This is a genomic window from Rhizobium tumorigenes (assembly GCF_003240565.2).
Taxonomy (GTDB): domain Bacteria; phylum Pseudomonadota; class Alphaproteobacteria; order Rhizobiales; family Rhizobiaceae; genus Rhizobium; species Rhizobium tumorigenes.
In genome coordinates, this window is record NZ_CP117255.1 from 2,702,258 (window position 1) to 2,716,525 (window position 14,268).

At 62.2% G+C, this 14,268-nt stretch carries 13 protein-coding genes and 1 other RNA gene; 10 read left to right on the plus strand and 4 right to left on the minus strand.

The window, feature by feature from the left end; all coding sequences use genetic code 11:
• The first annotated feature begins 110 nt into the window (after nucleotides 1-110).
• The gene (locus PR017_RS13210; protein WP_111220878.1) at nucleotides 111-806 is read left to right on the plus strand and encodes an NADPH-dependent F420 reductase; all 696 of its coding nucleotides are present in this window, start codon (nucleotides 111-113) and stop codon (nucleotides 804-806) included.
• 60 nt (nucleotides 807-866) lie between these two features.
• Here PR017_RS13210 and PR017_RS13215 read toward each other — a convergent pair whose 3' ends face one another.
• From PR017_RS13215 to PR017_RS13225, 3 genes are read right to left on the minus strand one after another with little or no spacing between them, the layout of a single operon-like run.
• A complete protein-coding gene (locus PR017_RS13215; RefSeq protein ID WP_111220877.1) occupies nucleotides 867-1,556 on the minus strand; it encodes a helix-turn-helix transcriptional regulator in 690 nt (229 codons plus the stop codon).
• A 13-nt stretch (nucleotides 1,557-1,569) separates the two neighbouring features.
• A complete protein-coding gene (nudC, locus tag PR017_RS13220) occupies nucleotides 1,570-2,529 on the minus strand; it encodes an NAD(+) diphosphatase (protein ID WP_111220876.1) in 960 nt (319 codons plus the stop codon).
• Nucleotides 2,526-2,936, minus strand: a complete 411-nt coding sequence (locus tag PR017_RS13225) for an HIT family protein (protein WP_111220875.1) — start codon at nucleotides 2,934-2,936, stop codon at nucleotides 2,526-2,528. Before PR017_RS13225 ends, nudC begins: the two co-directional genes overlap by 4 nt.
• A 90-nt stretch (nucleotides 2,937-3,026) precedes the next feature.
• Here PR017_RS13225 and ffs point away from each other — a divergent pair.
• The 3 genes from ffs (at nucleotide 3,027) to PR017_RS13240 (ending at nucleotide 5,414) form a co-directional block, all read left to right on the plus strand.
• Nucleotides 3,027-3,123, plus strand: an RNA gene (gene ffs / locus PR017_RS13230) — signal recognition particle sRNA small type.
• A gap of 46 nt (nucleotides 3,124-3,169) precedes the next feature.
• Entirely contained in the window at nucleotides 3,170-5,053 is a 1,884-nt protein-coding gene (locus tag PR017_RS13235; RefSeq protein WP_111220874.1) for a DNA polymerase III subunit gamma/tau, read from the plus strand.
• A 37-nt stretch (nucleotides 5,054-5,090) separates the two neighbouring features.
• Nucleotides 5,091-5,414 carry a YbaB/EbfC family nucleoid-associated protein gene (locus tag PR017_RS13240; RefSeq protein ID WP_111220873.1) on the plus strand — a complete coding sequence of 108 codons (324 nt, stop codon included), beginning with the start codon at nucleotides 5,091-5,093 and terminating at the stop codon, nucleotides 5,412-5,414.
• An 81-nt stretch (nucleotides 5,415-5,495) separates the two neighbouring features.
• On the opposite strand, the gene PR017_RS13245 is transcribed toward PR017_RS13240, so the two are convergent.
• The gene (locus PR017_RS13245) at nucleotides 5,496-6,113 is read right to left on the minus strand and encodes an MOSC domain-containing protein (protein ID WP_206423186.1); all 618 of its coding nucleotides are present in this window, start codon (nucleotides 6,111-6,113) and stop codon (nucleotides 5,496-5,498) included.
• Nucleotides 6,114-6,170: 57 nt separating this feature from the next.
• On the opposite strand from PR017_RS13245, the gene recR reads away from it, so the two are divergent.
• From recR to infB, 6 genes are all read left to right on the plus strand, one after another.
• On the plus strand, nucleotides 6,171-6,776 hold the full coding sequence (gene recR, locus PR017_RS13250; protein WP_111220871.1) for a recombination mediator RecR: 606 nt from the start codon (nucleotides 6,171-6,173) through the stop codon (nucleotides 6,774-6,776).
• A gap of 227 nt (nucleotides 6,777-7,003) precedes the next feature.
• On the plus strand, nucleotides 7,004-8,233 hold the full coding sequence (locus PR017_RS13255) for a lytic murein transglycosylase (RefSeq protein WP_425070030.1): 1,230 nt from the start codon (nucleotides 7,004-7,006) through the stop codon (nucleotides 8,231-8,233).
• Nucleotides 8,234-8,381: 148 nt separating this feature from the next.
• A complete protein-coding gene (gene rimP / locus PR017_RS13260; protein WP_111220869.1) occupies nucleotides 8,382-8,999 on the plus strand; it encodes a ribosome maturation factor RimP in 618 nt (205 codons plus the stop codon).
• Between the two features lie 45 nt (nucleotides 9,000-9,044).
• Nucleotides 9,045-10,667: a transcription termination factor NusA gene (gene nusA, locus PR017_RS13265; RefSeq protein WP_111220868.1), complete on the plus strand. Its 1,623-nt coding sequence runs from the start codon at nucleotides 9,045-9,047 to the stop codon at nucleotides 10,665-10,667.
• On the plus strand, nucleotides 10,664-11,356 hold the full coding sequence (locus PR017_RS13270; protein WP_111220867.1) for an RNA-binding protein: 693 nt from the start codon (nucleotides 10,664-10,666) through the stop codon (nucleotides 11,354-11,356). Before nusA ends, PR017_RS13270 begins: the two co-directional genes overlap by 4 nt.
• Nucleotides 11,357-11,456: 100 nt before the next feature.
• Nucleotides 11,457-14,195 carry a translation initiation factor IF-2 gene (gene infB, locus PR017_RS13275; RefSeq protein ID WP_111220866.1) on the plus strand — a complete coding sequence of 913 codons (2,739 nt, stop codon included), beginning with the start codon at nucleotides 11,457-11,459 and terminating at the stop codon, nucleotides 14,193-14,195.
• Nucleotides 14,196-14,268: the final 73 nt, after the last annotated feature.

Here is a 14,268-nt window from a genome sequence, read left to right on the forward strand (position 1 = left end):
CACTCCGGGTAGTGATTGATACCATCCTATTGCGATTTATCGCTATGTGAATATGAATTATTGTCCGGTTGTCTCTCCACGAAGGAGACTGGCAATTCGGAGTATTTGATATGAAAATCGGAATTATCGGTGCCGGCAATATTGGCGGCGCGCTCGCAACCCTGCTTGTCAAGGCGGGACACCAGGTCGATATCGCCAACTCCCGCGGTCCGGAAACGCTTTCGGAGTTGGCCACGAAAACAGGCGCACGCGCCGCAACTGTCGAAGCAACTGTGCTCGACAAGCACGTTGTCGTCGTGACGATCCCCCTGAATGCCATCCCGTCGCTGCCTCGCGACCTCTTCGCCAATGTGCCCGCGAAGACCATCGTCATCGACACCAACAACTATTATCCCCGCGAACGCGACGGCGCGGTCGAAGACATCGAAAACGGCATGACGGAAAGTGCCTGGGTGGCAAAGCAACTCGGCCGCGACGTGGTGAAGGCATTCAACATGATCTACGCCCAGAGCCTGGCAGAACTCGGCAAGCCAGCGGGCCAGCCGGGTCGCATAGCAATCGCAGTGGCCGGCAACGATCAAGCCTCGAAGGCCGCCGTCATCGGCCTGATCGATGAAATCGGTTTCGACGCCGTGGATGTCGGAAGCCTGGACGAGTCCTGGCGCCAGCAGCCTGGCTCGCCCGTCTATGTGAAGGACTACGACGCAGCCGGCGTACGCCAGGCGCTGACCGAGGCCAGCCCTCAGCGGACGGACCAGTGGAAGGCAACCCCACGCAGCCCTGGCACCTTCGACGCGCCTGCATAAACGCGAGCAACGTGATGAACCAGATCCTGTGCCTCACCCGCAGGATCTGGTCGCCTTGCATCAGGCATTCCGGGTATAGTCGTCGATCTCGCGCCACTCTTTCATCAGCACCGCGCGACGGCGCGGATAGCGACCATCCTGAACGGCCATGTCGCCGATCCGATCTGTGCGGAAATGCCGGTAGTCGCCACGCAACTCGCACCACGCGGCCATGATGCGGATATGCTCGAGATAGCCGAGCGCGAACGGCCAGACCCTCCGGACGGAGACGACACCGCTCTCGTCGGTATAGTTGAGCTCGAGAATGCGCTCCATGCGGATCGCCCGACGGATGACCGAAAGGTCCGCCTTGTCTTCGCTTATGCGGCGCGGACCGACCAGCAGCGTCGCCGAATCGATTTCGTCGCGCATTTCTTCAGGCAGCACGGCGGCGATCTTGGCCATCGCGTCGGCGCCGGCCGCGGCCAGTCTCGGCTCGGCAGCACGCGCCACCCACCGCGAACCGAGCACCAGAGCCTCGATCTCGTCTTGCGAAAACATCATCGGCGGCAACATGAAGCCCGGCTTCAGCACATAGCCGACGCCGGCCTCGCCTTCGATATGCGCCCCTTGCGCCTGCAGGCTGGCAATATCACGGTAGAGCGTCCGCAGGCTCACGCCCGTCTCCTCTGCCAGCGCCGCCCCGGTGACCGGACGGCGATGGCGACGCAGGGCCTGCAGGAGGGTCAGCAGCCGCTCGGAACGGGCCATGGCAAATATCCGCCTAGCGCTTCCACTCGATCCAGTCGCGCATCAGCCGGTGGGCTATGGCACCCTTCGGTGGCGAGGTATGGCCGGATGCATCCACCCGATCCAGCATTGCCAGCGTCTCCTCCGGCGTAAACCATCGACAATCGTCGAGCTCGGTGGAGTCGATGTGGATTTCGGTGGATTTCGCTTCGGCATAGCAGCCGATCATCAACGAATGCGGCATCGGCCACGGCTGCGAGGCATGATAGCGGATGCGGCCGGTGGCGATGCCGGATTCCTCGTGAGTCTCGCGGCGCACGGCGCTTTCGATCGTCTCGCCCGGCTCCACGAAACCAGCAAGGCACGAATACATTCCAGGCGGGAAGTAGTGGCTTCGACCGAGCAGACAGAGCCCTCTGGCCTCATCGACGACGAGCATGATGACGACGGGATCGGTGCGCGGAAAAATTGTGTGCTGACAGGCAGAGCAGATGCGCTTGTAGCCACCGAGATGGCCTTCGCTGGTACCGCCGCAGCGGCCGCAGAAGCGGTTGTCGCTGTTCCAGCGGAGGAGGCTGGCAGCCTGTGCCGCCTCGCCCAGAATTTCGCCTTCGAACAGATGCTCGCGCCACAGCGCCCGCATGTCTGTCGCCTTGTATTGGCTGGCAAGATCGTCGGCACCTACGCCCACCGGCACCGCGAGCCGCGGTTCGCCGCTCTTCTTGTAGCCGAGCAGCACTGCATTATCCCAGTCCGGCCCGAGCTCGGCTAGTTCATAGCGGGCAAACAACGGATCGAGAACCTGGCCGTCATGCTTCAGCACCAGCTTTTCACCGGCAAAGGCCAGGATATGGGTCCCGTCGATGGACAGCGCTTTTTCCACCGAGCTCTCGTCGCGATGCTCGGAGTCGCGGTTCAGCGCGTTCTCGGCAAAAGCGGTGAGGCTGCTAGGCTCGGGGTGGGGCGCGTCGGAGGTGAAGAGGGAATGGCTCATGGGGACAGGGCTTTCTGCATTCGGGTCATGAAGGCGCGCATCTCGTCGTCCTCATAGGGCTCCTGATGGCCATGACCCCAGACGGGCCCCGGCCAGTTCGCATCCCCTTCGGACCGCGCAATGACATGAACATGCAGTTGTCTGACAATATTTCCAAGGGCGCCGACATTGATTTTCACAGCCCCGGTGACGCTCTTCAACGCGCTCGACACCATATTCGTCTCGAAGGTGAGCAAGGCCTGGTCGAGAGGTGTGAGCTCGAAAATTTCAGAGATTGCCTGCCGGCGCGGCACCAGCACAAGCCATGGCCAGCGGCGATCCTTCATCAGGCGCAGGTCGCAAAGACCCGTGATCGCAACAGACACTGTGTCCTTCGCCAGGCGATCATCGAGCACGAATGGGCTCATGGTGTCTCCTCCAGTATTTTTTCAAATGTTTAGCAGTTTTTTTGTGGGCGTGCTTGCATTTGATGGCGAGATTGCCGATATGTCGCTCCGGGAGGTTGGTGGTGGACGAGCCACTCGCCAACCGGGTCAGGTCCGGAAGGAAGCAGCCCCAACGAGCCAGGCACGGGTCATCGTGCCAGCCTCCCACCCTTTTCTCATAGCGATGTCCGGCTTGCCCGGCGACAAGCAGGGCGATGAGCGAAATCGAGCGACCAGCAAATTCAGCCGCGTCGACCGGCACCGGCTACAGGGTGCTGGCCCGCAAGTATCGCCCGAAGGATTTTTCGGACCTGATGGTCGGCCAGGAGCCGATGGTCCGCACCCTGACCAATGCCTTCGAGACCGGCCGCATCGCCCAGGCCTACATGCTGACCGGCGTGCGCGGCGTCGGCAAGACGACGACCGCCCGCATCCTGGCCCGTGCCCTGAATTACAAAACCGCCGAAATCGACACGCCCACCATCGACTTGCGCATGCTTGGCGAGAACTGCCAGGCAATCATGGACGGCCGCCACGTCGACGTCATCGAGATGGACGCCGCCTCGCACACCGGCATCGACGACATCCGGGAAATCATCGAGCAGGTTCGCTATCGCCCGGTGTCGGCACGCTATAAAGTCTACATCATCGACGAAGTGCACATGCTGTCGACTGCCGCCTTCAACGGCCTGTTGAAGACGCTGGAAGAGCCGCCCGAGCATGTGAAATTTATCTTCGCGACGACGGAAATCCGCAAGGTGCCGATCACGGTGCTGTCGCGCTGCCAGCGCTTTGACCTGCGCCGCATCAGCGCCTCCGATCTCGTCGGCCTGTTTTCCACCATAGCTGCCAAGGAAGGCATCGAAGCCGAGGCTGAGGCCCTGGCGATGATCGCTCGCGCCGCCGAAGGCTCCGCCCGCGACGGCCTGTCGCTGCTCGACCAGGCAATCGCCCATGGCGGTGGCTCGGTGCAGGCCGAAACCGTGCGCTCGATGCTCGGCCTTGCCGACCGCGCCCGTATCGTCGACCTGTTCCAGCATATCGTCAAAGGCGACGTTGCCGCTGCCCTTGCCGAATTCAATGGCCAGTACGAGGCCGGCGCCAATCCCGTCGTTGTGCTCACCGATCTTGCCGATTTCACGCATCTGGTGACACGCCTGAAATATGTGCCCGATTCGGCCAACGACCCCTCGCTGAGCGAGATCGAACGGGTAAGCGGCCTCGAATTTTCCCGGACTCTCGCAGTCACCACCCTGTCGCGCATCTGGCAAATGTTGCTGAAGGGCATTCCCGAGACCGAAAACTCCTCGCGCACGGCGGGTGCCGCTGAAATGGTGCTGATCCGCCTTGCCCACGCCGCCCACCTGCCCTCGCCGGAGGATGCCGCTAGGCGCCTGGCCGAAATCGGCAGCGACAGCGGCGGCGGCAGTCCGCGTCCCACCCCATCGGGAAACGGTAACGGCAACGGCGCTGGCGCTTCCGTTGCCTACCAGCCAGCCACATCTAGAAACGCCCCCGAGGCGGCCCCGCGCACAAGCAGCGGAGCAGCCACGATGTTGCGCGCCGTCCCAGATGCGGCACCGCAGCCTGTTGCCACCGGCCGCACCGAGGCAAAGGCCGTCGAGGCTCCGAAGCCAAGCGTCGCCATCCGGTCGATCGGCGATATCGCCGACCTCTGCGGCGTCAAGCGCGATCCACGCCTGAAGGCCATGGTGCGCACGTTCCTGCGACCGGTGAAGCTCGAGCCCGGCCATCTCGATGTCAGCCTCGCGCCCGGCGCGCCCGGCACGTTGCTCAATGAACTCGCCCTGAAACTCAAGGAGTGGACCGGCATCCACTGGGTCGTCAGCCTCAGCCGCGATGGCGGAGCGCCGAGCGAGACAGAGGCGGAGACCAAGGCGCAGGCACAGCGCATGGTCGATGCCAGCCAGGACCCGGACGTCGCCGCGATCCTTTCGCAGTTTCCTGGCGCCAAGATTATCGACGTGCGCGTCCGTGCCGATCCGGACGACGATGCAGGCGATGAACCGCTCGCCGCGCCGGCCGTTGCCGAATCCGACGAAGGCGATATCTTGCCGGGCGACGACATAGAATTCTGATCGAACACCAAAAGACAGCAGAAAAGGAACGAAGGCGATGCGCGACATCATGGGAATGATGGGCAAGGTCAAGGAAATGCAGTCCAAGATGGAAAAAATGCAGGCAGAAATGTCTGACATCCATGCGGAAGGCAAGTCGGGCGGCGGTCTCGTCACCGTCACCCTGAACGGCAAGGGCGAGATGATCTCGCTGAAGATCGACCCGTCTCTGTTCAAGGAAGACGATGTCGAGATCCTGGAGGATCTCGTCGTCGCAGCCCACACCGATGCCAAGGGCAAGGCCGAGGCCATCGTCGCCGAAAAGACCAGAGAACTGACCGCCGGCCTGCCGATCCCTCCCGGCTTCAAGATGCCTTTCTGAGACCTGAGATCGATCGCAGCCTGGATCTCACCGGAGGACGGTCGCGCCATGCGCGGCCGTTGAGCGTTTCGCCGTCGAGCCTCAGGCCTGCGCTTCGATCTTCTCTCGAAACTGCTTGTGCAGCGGCGTCGACAGATAGCGCTCCCGGTCCTTGGGCGACAGCTTGCGGCCGAATGTCTTCATCATCTCCGGCATCGTCACCCGCTCGCCTTCGAACGGCTGGTATTCGACACCGGTACCGGAAGACAGCGACGCCGGCTTCAATACGCGGCAGTAGATGCCCGGCAGACCGGCATTCATGTAGCGCTTGACGAACTTCGGGTCGCCCATCTTGGCCGCGAAGGTGGCGCAGGGGATGCGTGGCGATGTCACCTCGAGCACGAGGTCGCCCGCCACGAACCGGTCGCCGACGGCAACATTGGCGTTGTCGAGCCCGTCGATGACGATGTTCTCGCCAAACAGGCCTGGCGGAACCGGCTGGCCGAGTTCGCGTGCCCACCAGTCGAGCGTCAGCGAGCCCTCAACGTATACCGCCTGGCAGGGACCTCCATGGTGCTTGCGATTGCAGACGGCGTCGCCGATCAGGCCGTTTTCATCGATCATGACTGCGCCCGAAACCGGATGCTTGTTGATGCCGGTCTTGTAGCTCTTGCCGGGCAGTTTTTCGGCATTGCCGGTGCAGACGGCGAGAATTTTCATGGGATGCTGTCTCCTGACGCGATTCCGTTTCTCTAGCATATGGTCTAAGAACGCCCCATGGCAAAACGAGTCACCGGTCCCGAAATTGAAAAACTGATCCAGTTGCTGGCCAAAGTGCCCGGCCTCGGGCCGCGTTCGGCGCGCCGCGCGGCTCTGCATCTGATCAAGAAAAAAGACCAGTTGCTCGGCCCCCTCTCGGTGGCCATGGGCGAGGCCCACGACAAGGTCAAGATCTGCTCGCACTGCGGCAACGTCGACACCGTCGATCCCTGCACGGTGTGCACAGACGACCGCCGGGACCAGGCCGTCATCATCGTCGTCGAGGATGTCGCCGACCTCTGGGCGCTGGAGCGGGCAGCAGCGATGAACACCGCATACCACGTGCTGGGCGGTACGCTCTCGCCGCTCGACGGCGTCGGACCGGACGACCTCAACATCCGTGGCCTGGTGGCGCGCGTCGCCGAAGGTGGCATCCGCGAGATCATCATCGCCGTCAACGCCACCGTCGAGGGCCAGACGACGGCGCACTACATCACCGACCAGCTCGCCGGCCTCGACGTCAGGATCACCCGTTTGGCCCATGGTGTTCCCGTTGGCGGCGAACTGGATTATCTCGACGAAGGCACCCTGACGGCAGCATTGAGGGCGAGGACGCTGATATGAACGAGAGACAGATGATGCGGACGCAGACCCCCCTCTGTCACTGCGTGACATCTCCCCCGCAAGGGGGGAGATCGGGAGCGCGGGGCAACCCCTTCCAATCTCTCGGCACTATTTCAGGCTTGGCACGATCCATCCGTCATTGGTTTTGCAAAGAACCCGCGGCCAATCTCCCCCCTTGTGGGGGAGATGTCACCGCAGGTGACAGAGGGGGGTACTCTCGGCAGCTCCTGAGCCTTGCCGCCCTTCTCCTTACCCTCGTCCCCCTCCCCGCCTTGGCAGCGCCCTCGAAGGCCGATGTCGAAGCCCAGTTCCAGACCTGGGTCAAAACCGAGATCTACCCGGAAGCGCGCAAGGCCGGCGTCTCCGAAAAGACGCTGAACGCCGCCTTTGCCGGTGTCCAGCTGAACTGGAATCTCCCCGATCTTGCGCCGCCCGGCTTCCCACCGGTAAAACAACGGCCGCAGAGCCAGGCAGAATTCTCGTCACCGGCACCCTATTTCAACAATGACCGGCTGCAACGATTGGCCGTCACCGGTCGCGGCTTCGCCTCGCAATACGCGTCGACGCTGAAGCGGATCGAGAAAACCTATGGCGTGCCCGGCTCGATCGTGCTTGCCATCTGGGGCCGCGAGACCGGCTTCGGCGCCGCCACCATGAAGAACTCGGCGATTGCCATCCTTGCGACCGACGCCTTCATGTCGACCCGCAAGGAGATGTTCCGCACCGAGCTGATCACTGCCCTCGGCATTCTCGAGCATGGCGACATCGGCCCAGACCAGTTCAAGGGCTCCTATGCCGGCGCGCTCGGACAGCCGCAGTTCATGCCGTCTAGCTATCTGAAATATGCCGTCGATTTCGACGGCGACGGTCATCGCAACATCTGGACGTCAGTGCCGGACACTCTGGCCTCGATTGCCAACTACCTGGTCCAGAAGGGCTGGCAGCGCGGCCGTGGCTGGGGTTACGAGGCGACGATACCGGCCGCCGTTTCCTGCGCCCAGGAAGGCCCGGATCTCGCCAAGCCGATTGGAAAATGGGCGGCGGACGGTATCACGCGCGTCAATGGCAGCGCCTTCCCCTCGAGCGAATTGAAGGCACCGGGCATGATGATGGTGCCGGCCGGTCGCGATGGTCCGGCCTTTATCGTCACGCCCAATTTCTATGTCATAAAAGAGTATAACAACTCTGATCTCTATGCGCTCTATATCGGCAATCTTGCCGACCGCATCGCAGACAATGCCGGCGCCTTCAAGGGACCATGGGGCGATGTCGGCAAGATGCTGCGCTCGGATGTCGCCGCAATGCAGAAGGCGTTGCAGCACAAGAGCTACGATGTCGGCGGTACGGACGGCTTGCCGGGCTATAAGACGCGGCGCTCGATCGGCCAGTGGCAGGCAAAGAACGGCGAGCGGCCCACCTGCTATCCGGAGGCAAGAATGATGGGTGTGCTTAAATAGCCGCTGGCGATTGCAGACCTTGCAATTTGGTAAAAACCTGGCTATATCGCATTCAAATTCTTGATCGTCTGATGAAGGGTGGGCCGCGAGGACCCGCTCTTTTTTATTAGCTCGAGCATGGAATGCCAAATTTTCCAGGAGCGCATGCTTGTCGGACCTGACACCCGCCGAAGACCCAAACGAACCCCGCCTGATCGTCGAAACCGGTCTGGACCAGCGCGTCGCCGCCATCATCGAACCGGTGATTGTTGACCTCGGCTACCGCCTCGTGCGCGTCCGGCTGATGAACCAGAACGGTGCGACGCTGCAGATCATGGCGGAGCGGCCGGACGGCACGATGAACGTCCAGGATTGCGAAGCCGTTTCACAAGCCGTTTCTCCGGCTTTGGATGTGGATGATCCGATCGATAAAGCGTATCATCTCGAAGTATCATCGCCGGGCATCGATCGCCCCATGGTGCGCAAGTCGGATTTCAGCCGCTGGCAGGGCAACCTCGTCAAGTGCGAGACTTCGATATTGGTCGACAACCGCAAGCGCTTCCGCGGCAAGATCGTCGCCGTGGATTCCGATGGATTTACCATCGAACGTGACCAGCCGGCCTACGGCGAAGATCCGAAGGTCGTTATTCCGTTCACGACGCTAGCCGAAGCGAAGCTTATTCTGACTGACGATCTCATTCGTGATGCGCTGAAGGCCGACAAGATGGCCAAGGCAGCGAACCAGAACGAACAAGAAGAAGACGAAGATACTTCACCGATAGACTAACCGCCCACGGGACGGGAACCCGGGCAGGAAGACGGAGAAATTAAAATGGCAGTCAGTGCGAACCGCCTGGAACTTCTGCAGATCGCAGACGCCGTGGCGCGCGAAAAGGTCATCGATCGCGAGATCGTTCTTGCCGCTATGGCAGACGCGATCCAGAAGGCTGCGCGCTCCCGTTACGGTTCGGAATCGAACATCCGCGCGGACATCAACCCGAAGACCGGTGAAATCCGTCTGCAGCGTCTGCTCGAAGTGGTCGAAGTAGCCGAAGACTATGCGATCCAGATCCCGTTGGAACTGGCTCGTGACCGCAACCCCGACGCTGCCCTTGGCGACTTCATCGCCGATCCGCTGCCGCCGATGGATTTCGGCCGCATCGCCGCCCAGTCGGCCAAGCAGGTCATCGTCCAGAAGGTCCGCGAAGCCGAGCGTGACCGTCAGTACGACGAGTTCAAGGAACGCGTCGGCGAAATCATCAACGGAACCGTCAAGCGCGTCGAATACGGCAACGTCATCGTCGATCTCGGTCGTGGCGAAGGCATCATCCGTCGCGACGAGATGATCCCGCGCGAGAACTTCCGCTACGGCGACCGCGTCCGCGCCTTTGTCTATGACGTCCGCCGCGAACAGCGCGGTCCGCAAATCTTCCTGTCGCGTACCCATCCGCAGTTCATGGTGAAGCTCTTCACCATGGAAGTGCCGGAAATTTACGACGGCATCATCCAGGTGAAGTCGGTTGCCCGCGACCCGGGTTCGCGCGCCAAGATCGCCGTGATCTCGAACGATTCGTCGATCGATCCGGTCGGTGCCTGCGTCGGTATGCGCGGTTCGCGCGTCCAGGCTGTTGTCGCCGAACTGCAGGGCGAGAAGATCGACATCATTCCGTGGAGCCAAGAGCCGGCGACTTTCGTCGTTAACGCCCTGCAGCCTGCCGAAGTCACCAAGGTCGTGCTTGACGAAGATGCAGAGCGCATCGAAGTCGTCGTGCCTGACGAACAGCTGTCGCTGGCCATCGGCCGTCGCGGCCAGAACGTCCGCCTTGCTTCGCAGCTGACCGGCTGGGACATCGACATCATGACGGAAGCCGAGGAATCGGAACGCCGCCAGAAGGAATTCAACGAACGCACCACCCTGTTCATGGATGCGCTCGACGTCGACGAGATGGTCGGCCAGGTCCTCGCCTCCGAAGGCTTTGCCCAGGTCGAGGAACTCGCATTCGTCGATCTCGAGGAAATCGCCTCGATCGACGGCTTCGACGAGGAAACAGCTCAGGAAATCCAGCAGCGTGCGCGCGAATTCATCGAGCGTAACGAAGCCGAGATGGACGAGAAACGCAAGGCGCTCGGCGTTACCGACGAATTGCTGCAGATCAACGGCATGACCGCCCCGATGATGGTGGCGCTCGGCGAAGACGGCATCAAGACGCTCGAAGACTTTGCGGGCTGCGCCTCCGACGACTTGATCGGCTGGACGGAACGCAAGAACGGCGAGACCAAGAAGTTCGAAGGCCTGTTCTCCAAGCTGGAGGTCTCGCGCGTTGAAGCCGAACAGATGGTCATTCAGGCACGTCTGGCCGTCGGCTGGATCACCGAAGACGAAGCAACTGTGCAGCTTGCAGAGGTGACCGAAGCCGAACCTGAGGCTGAGCCCGATGCCGAGCAGGGAGCATGACCGCGGCACTCCAACAGGATGTTGCGCTTGACGACGACGATGTACCGACCGAGGAAAAAAACGGTCGCATGTGCATCGTCACCCGCGAAAGCGGTGATTTGGACGACCTGATCCGGTTCGTCGCCGCGCCAGACGGCACGGTGGTACCGGATCTGAAGCGGCAATTGCCGGGACGCGGATGCTGGGTCAAGCTTGACCGGGCAACAGTCGACAAGGCGGTGGCAAAGAAGCTCTTTGCCCGCGCCTTGAAGGCAGATGTGAAGGCCGCCGAGGATCTCGGCGAAACTGTCGAGCGACTGCTGAAGATGCAGCTTGCCGGCATGATGCATATGGCCCGCAAGGCCAGCCAGTTTATCAACGGCTCGTCGAAGGTCGACGGGGCAATCAGATCAGGCGGCGCCATTGCCGTCTACCACGCCGCGGACGCAGCCGATGACGGCGTCCGGAAAATCGACCAGGCCCGCAAGGCCTGGCATCTCGGAATGGAAACCGAGCATGAAATACCATCTTCCCGTCCGTTCACGACGGCGGAAATGGACGAACTGATGGGCCAGAACGCTTTTATCCACGCCTGCGCGCTTGCAGGGCAGGCGGGTGAAGGTGTAGTGAAACGCGCAAACCTGCTCGAACGGTACCGCAACGGCGGTCAGTCCCGGGCAACGGGCGCCGCTGGCCAGCTAACACAATGACGCGGACATCGGTAAACGCCGGACGCATCGTTAAGGTACATCGAATTAAAGACAGGGTCTGATGGTAGTCATCCGCCCTGTTTGAAGGAACAGGACCGGAATGACTGACAACAACGACGAAAAGACGCTGAGCGCATCGGGTAAGAAGACCCTCACACTGAAACCTTCAGGCGTGAACCAGGGCACCGTGCGTCAGGATATGGGTCGGGGTCGCACCAAAGCGGTCGTGGTCGAGACTCGCAAGCGCCGCCCTCTACGCCCGGAAGACGACAAGCAGGTGATCACGCCGGTCACGGCCCCAGCGCCTGCCGCTGCTGCACGCGTCGAGGCTGCACCGCAGCCTGCGGCCCGTCCGGCCCAGCCGCAGATCCAGACCCGCGTCAACCAGCCGAGCGGCATTGCTCCGCGTGCCCAGCCGGCAGCGCCGGCCTACCAGGCGCGTCCGCAGCAGGACCGCCCGTCGCGCCCGGTCGTGCTCAACCACCTTTCGCCAGACGAGATGGATGCCCGCCGCCGCGCGCTTGCCGATGCGCAGGCCCGTGACGCTGCAGACGCCATCCGCCGCGCCGAGGACGACGCCCGCCGCAAGATCGAGGACGAAAAGCGTCGCATCGAGGAAGAGGCTGAAGCCGTTCGTCGCGCTGCCGATCTCGCTGCACGCGGTCCCGAAATCGCAGCTGCCGAAGCCGCCGCAGAAGCAGCGGCCGAAGAAGCAGCCCGTATCGAGGCTGCCAAGCCACAGCCTGTTGCAGCTCCGCTCGTTCGCCGCGCAGATGCCGGCGCTCCGGCCGCACGCCCCGCCGTCGGCGACGTTGCCGGCCGCCGCAAGCCTCTTGGCGAAGAAGAAGAGAACCGCGGACCGCCGCGCACTGCCGTCATTCGCGGCAAGGTCGTTCGCGTCGAGCCGCCGAAGACACCGGCTCGCCCGAAGACCGAAGAAGAGCGCCGCCGTGGCAAGCTGACCGTCACGACAGCCAATGTCGACGACGACGGCACGGGTCGCGGTCGTTCGCTCTCGGCCATGCGTCGCCGCCAGGAGAAATTCCGTCGCGGCCAGATGCAGGAGACCCGTGAAAAGGTCCTGCGCGAAGTGATCCTGCCTGAAACCATCACCATCCAGGAACTCGCACAGCGCATGTCCGAGAGGGCCGTCGACGTTATCAAGTTCCTGATGAAGGAAGGCCAGATGATGAAGCCGGGCGACGTCATCGACGCCGATCTGGCTGAACTGATCGCGGTCGAATTCGGCCACACGGTCAAGCGCGTATCGGAATCCGACGTCGAACTGGGCCTGTTCAACGGCTCGCAGGAAGACGAAGAGCTGGTCTCGCGTCCTCCCGTTGTCACCATCATGGGCCACGTCGACCACGGCAAGACCTCGTTGCTCGATGCTATCCGCAAAACCAGCGTTGTGTCCGGCGAAGCTGGCGGTATCACCCAGCATATCGGTGCCTACCAGGTCGAGCAGAACGGCCAGAAGATCACCTTCATCGACACCCCGGGCCACGCCGCGTTTACCGCCATGCGTGCCCGTGGTGCGCAGGCTACCGACATCGCCATCCTGGTGGTTGCGGCCGACGACAGCGTCATGCCGCAGACAATCGAATCCATCGCCCATGCCAAGGCTGCCGGCGTGCCGATCATCGTCGCCATCAACAAGGTCGACAAGCACGAAGCCGATCCGCAGAAGGTGCGTAACCAGCTGCTTCAGCATGACGTGTTCGTGGAAACCATGGGCGGTGAAGTGCTCGACGTCGAAGTCTCGGCCAAGACAGGCCTCAACCTCGACAAGCTGCTCGAAGCCGTGCTGCTGCAGTCGGAAATTCTCGACCTCAAGTCCAACCCGTCGCGTCCTGCCGAAGGTACGGTCATCGAAGCCCAACTCGACCGCGGTCGTGGCCCGGTTGCGACCGTTCTCGTCCAGAAGGGCACGCTGCGTCCCGGCCAGATCATCGTTGCCGGCGATCAGTGGGGCCGCGTTCGCGCGCTGGTCAACGACAAGGGCGAGCAGGTCAAGGAAGCCGGTCCCGCCACGCCGGTCGAGGTTCTCGGCCTCTCCGGTACACCGTCTGCCGGTGATCGCTTCGCGATCGTCGATAGCGAAAGCCGGGCCCGCGAGATTTCCGAATACCGCCAACGCCTCACCCGCGACAAGGCCGCTGCCCGCCAGTCCGGTCAGCGCGGCTCGCTGGAACAGATGATGACGTTGCTTCAGAACAACGTTCTCAAGGAATTCCCGCTGGTCATCAAGGGCGACGTGCAGGGCTCGATCGAAGCCATCAACGGCGCGCTCGACAAGCTCGGCACCGACGAAGTGCGTGCCCGCATCGTCCATTCGGGCGCCGGTGCCATCACCGAATCGGATGTCTCGCTGGCCGAAGCCTCGGGTGCCGCGATCATCGGCTTCAACGTCCGCGCCAATGCACAGGCCCGTGCGTTCGCCGAACGCGAAGGTATCGAGATCCGCTACTACAGCATCATCTACGATCTCGTCGACGACGTGAAGCAAGCGATGTCTGGCCTTCTTTCGCCGGAACGCCGCGAAACCTTCATCGGCAACGCCGAGATCCTCGAAGTCTTCAATATCACGAAGACAGGCAAGGTGGCCGGTTGCCGCGTTACCGAAGGCAAGGTCGAGCGTGGAGCAGGCGTCCGCCTTATCCGCGACAACGTCGTTGTCCACGAAGGCAAACTCAAGACGCTCAAGCGCTTCAAGGACGAAGTCGCCGACGTGCCGATGGGTCAGGAGTGCGGTATGGCCTTCGAAAACTACGAAGACATGCGTGCCGGCGACGTCATCGAATGCTTCCGCGTCGAACACATCACGCGTACGCTCTGATCGATCGCGCATTATTGCCAAGATATCCAAACCGCCGGTGCAAACCGGCGGTTTTCTGTTGAATTCGGCCGAC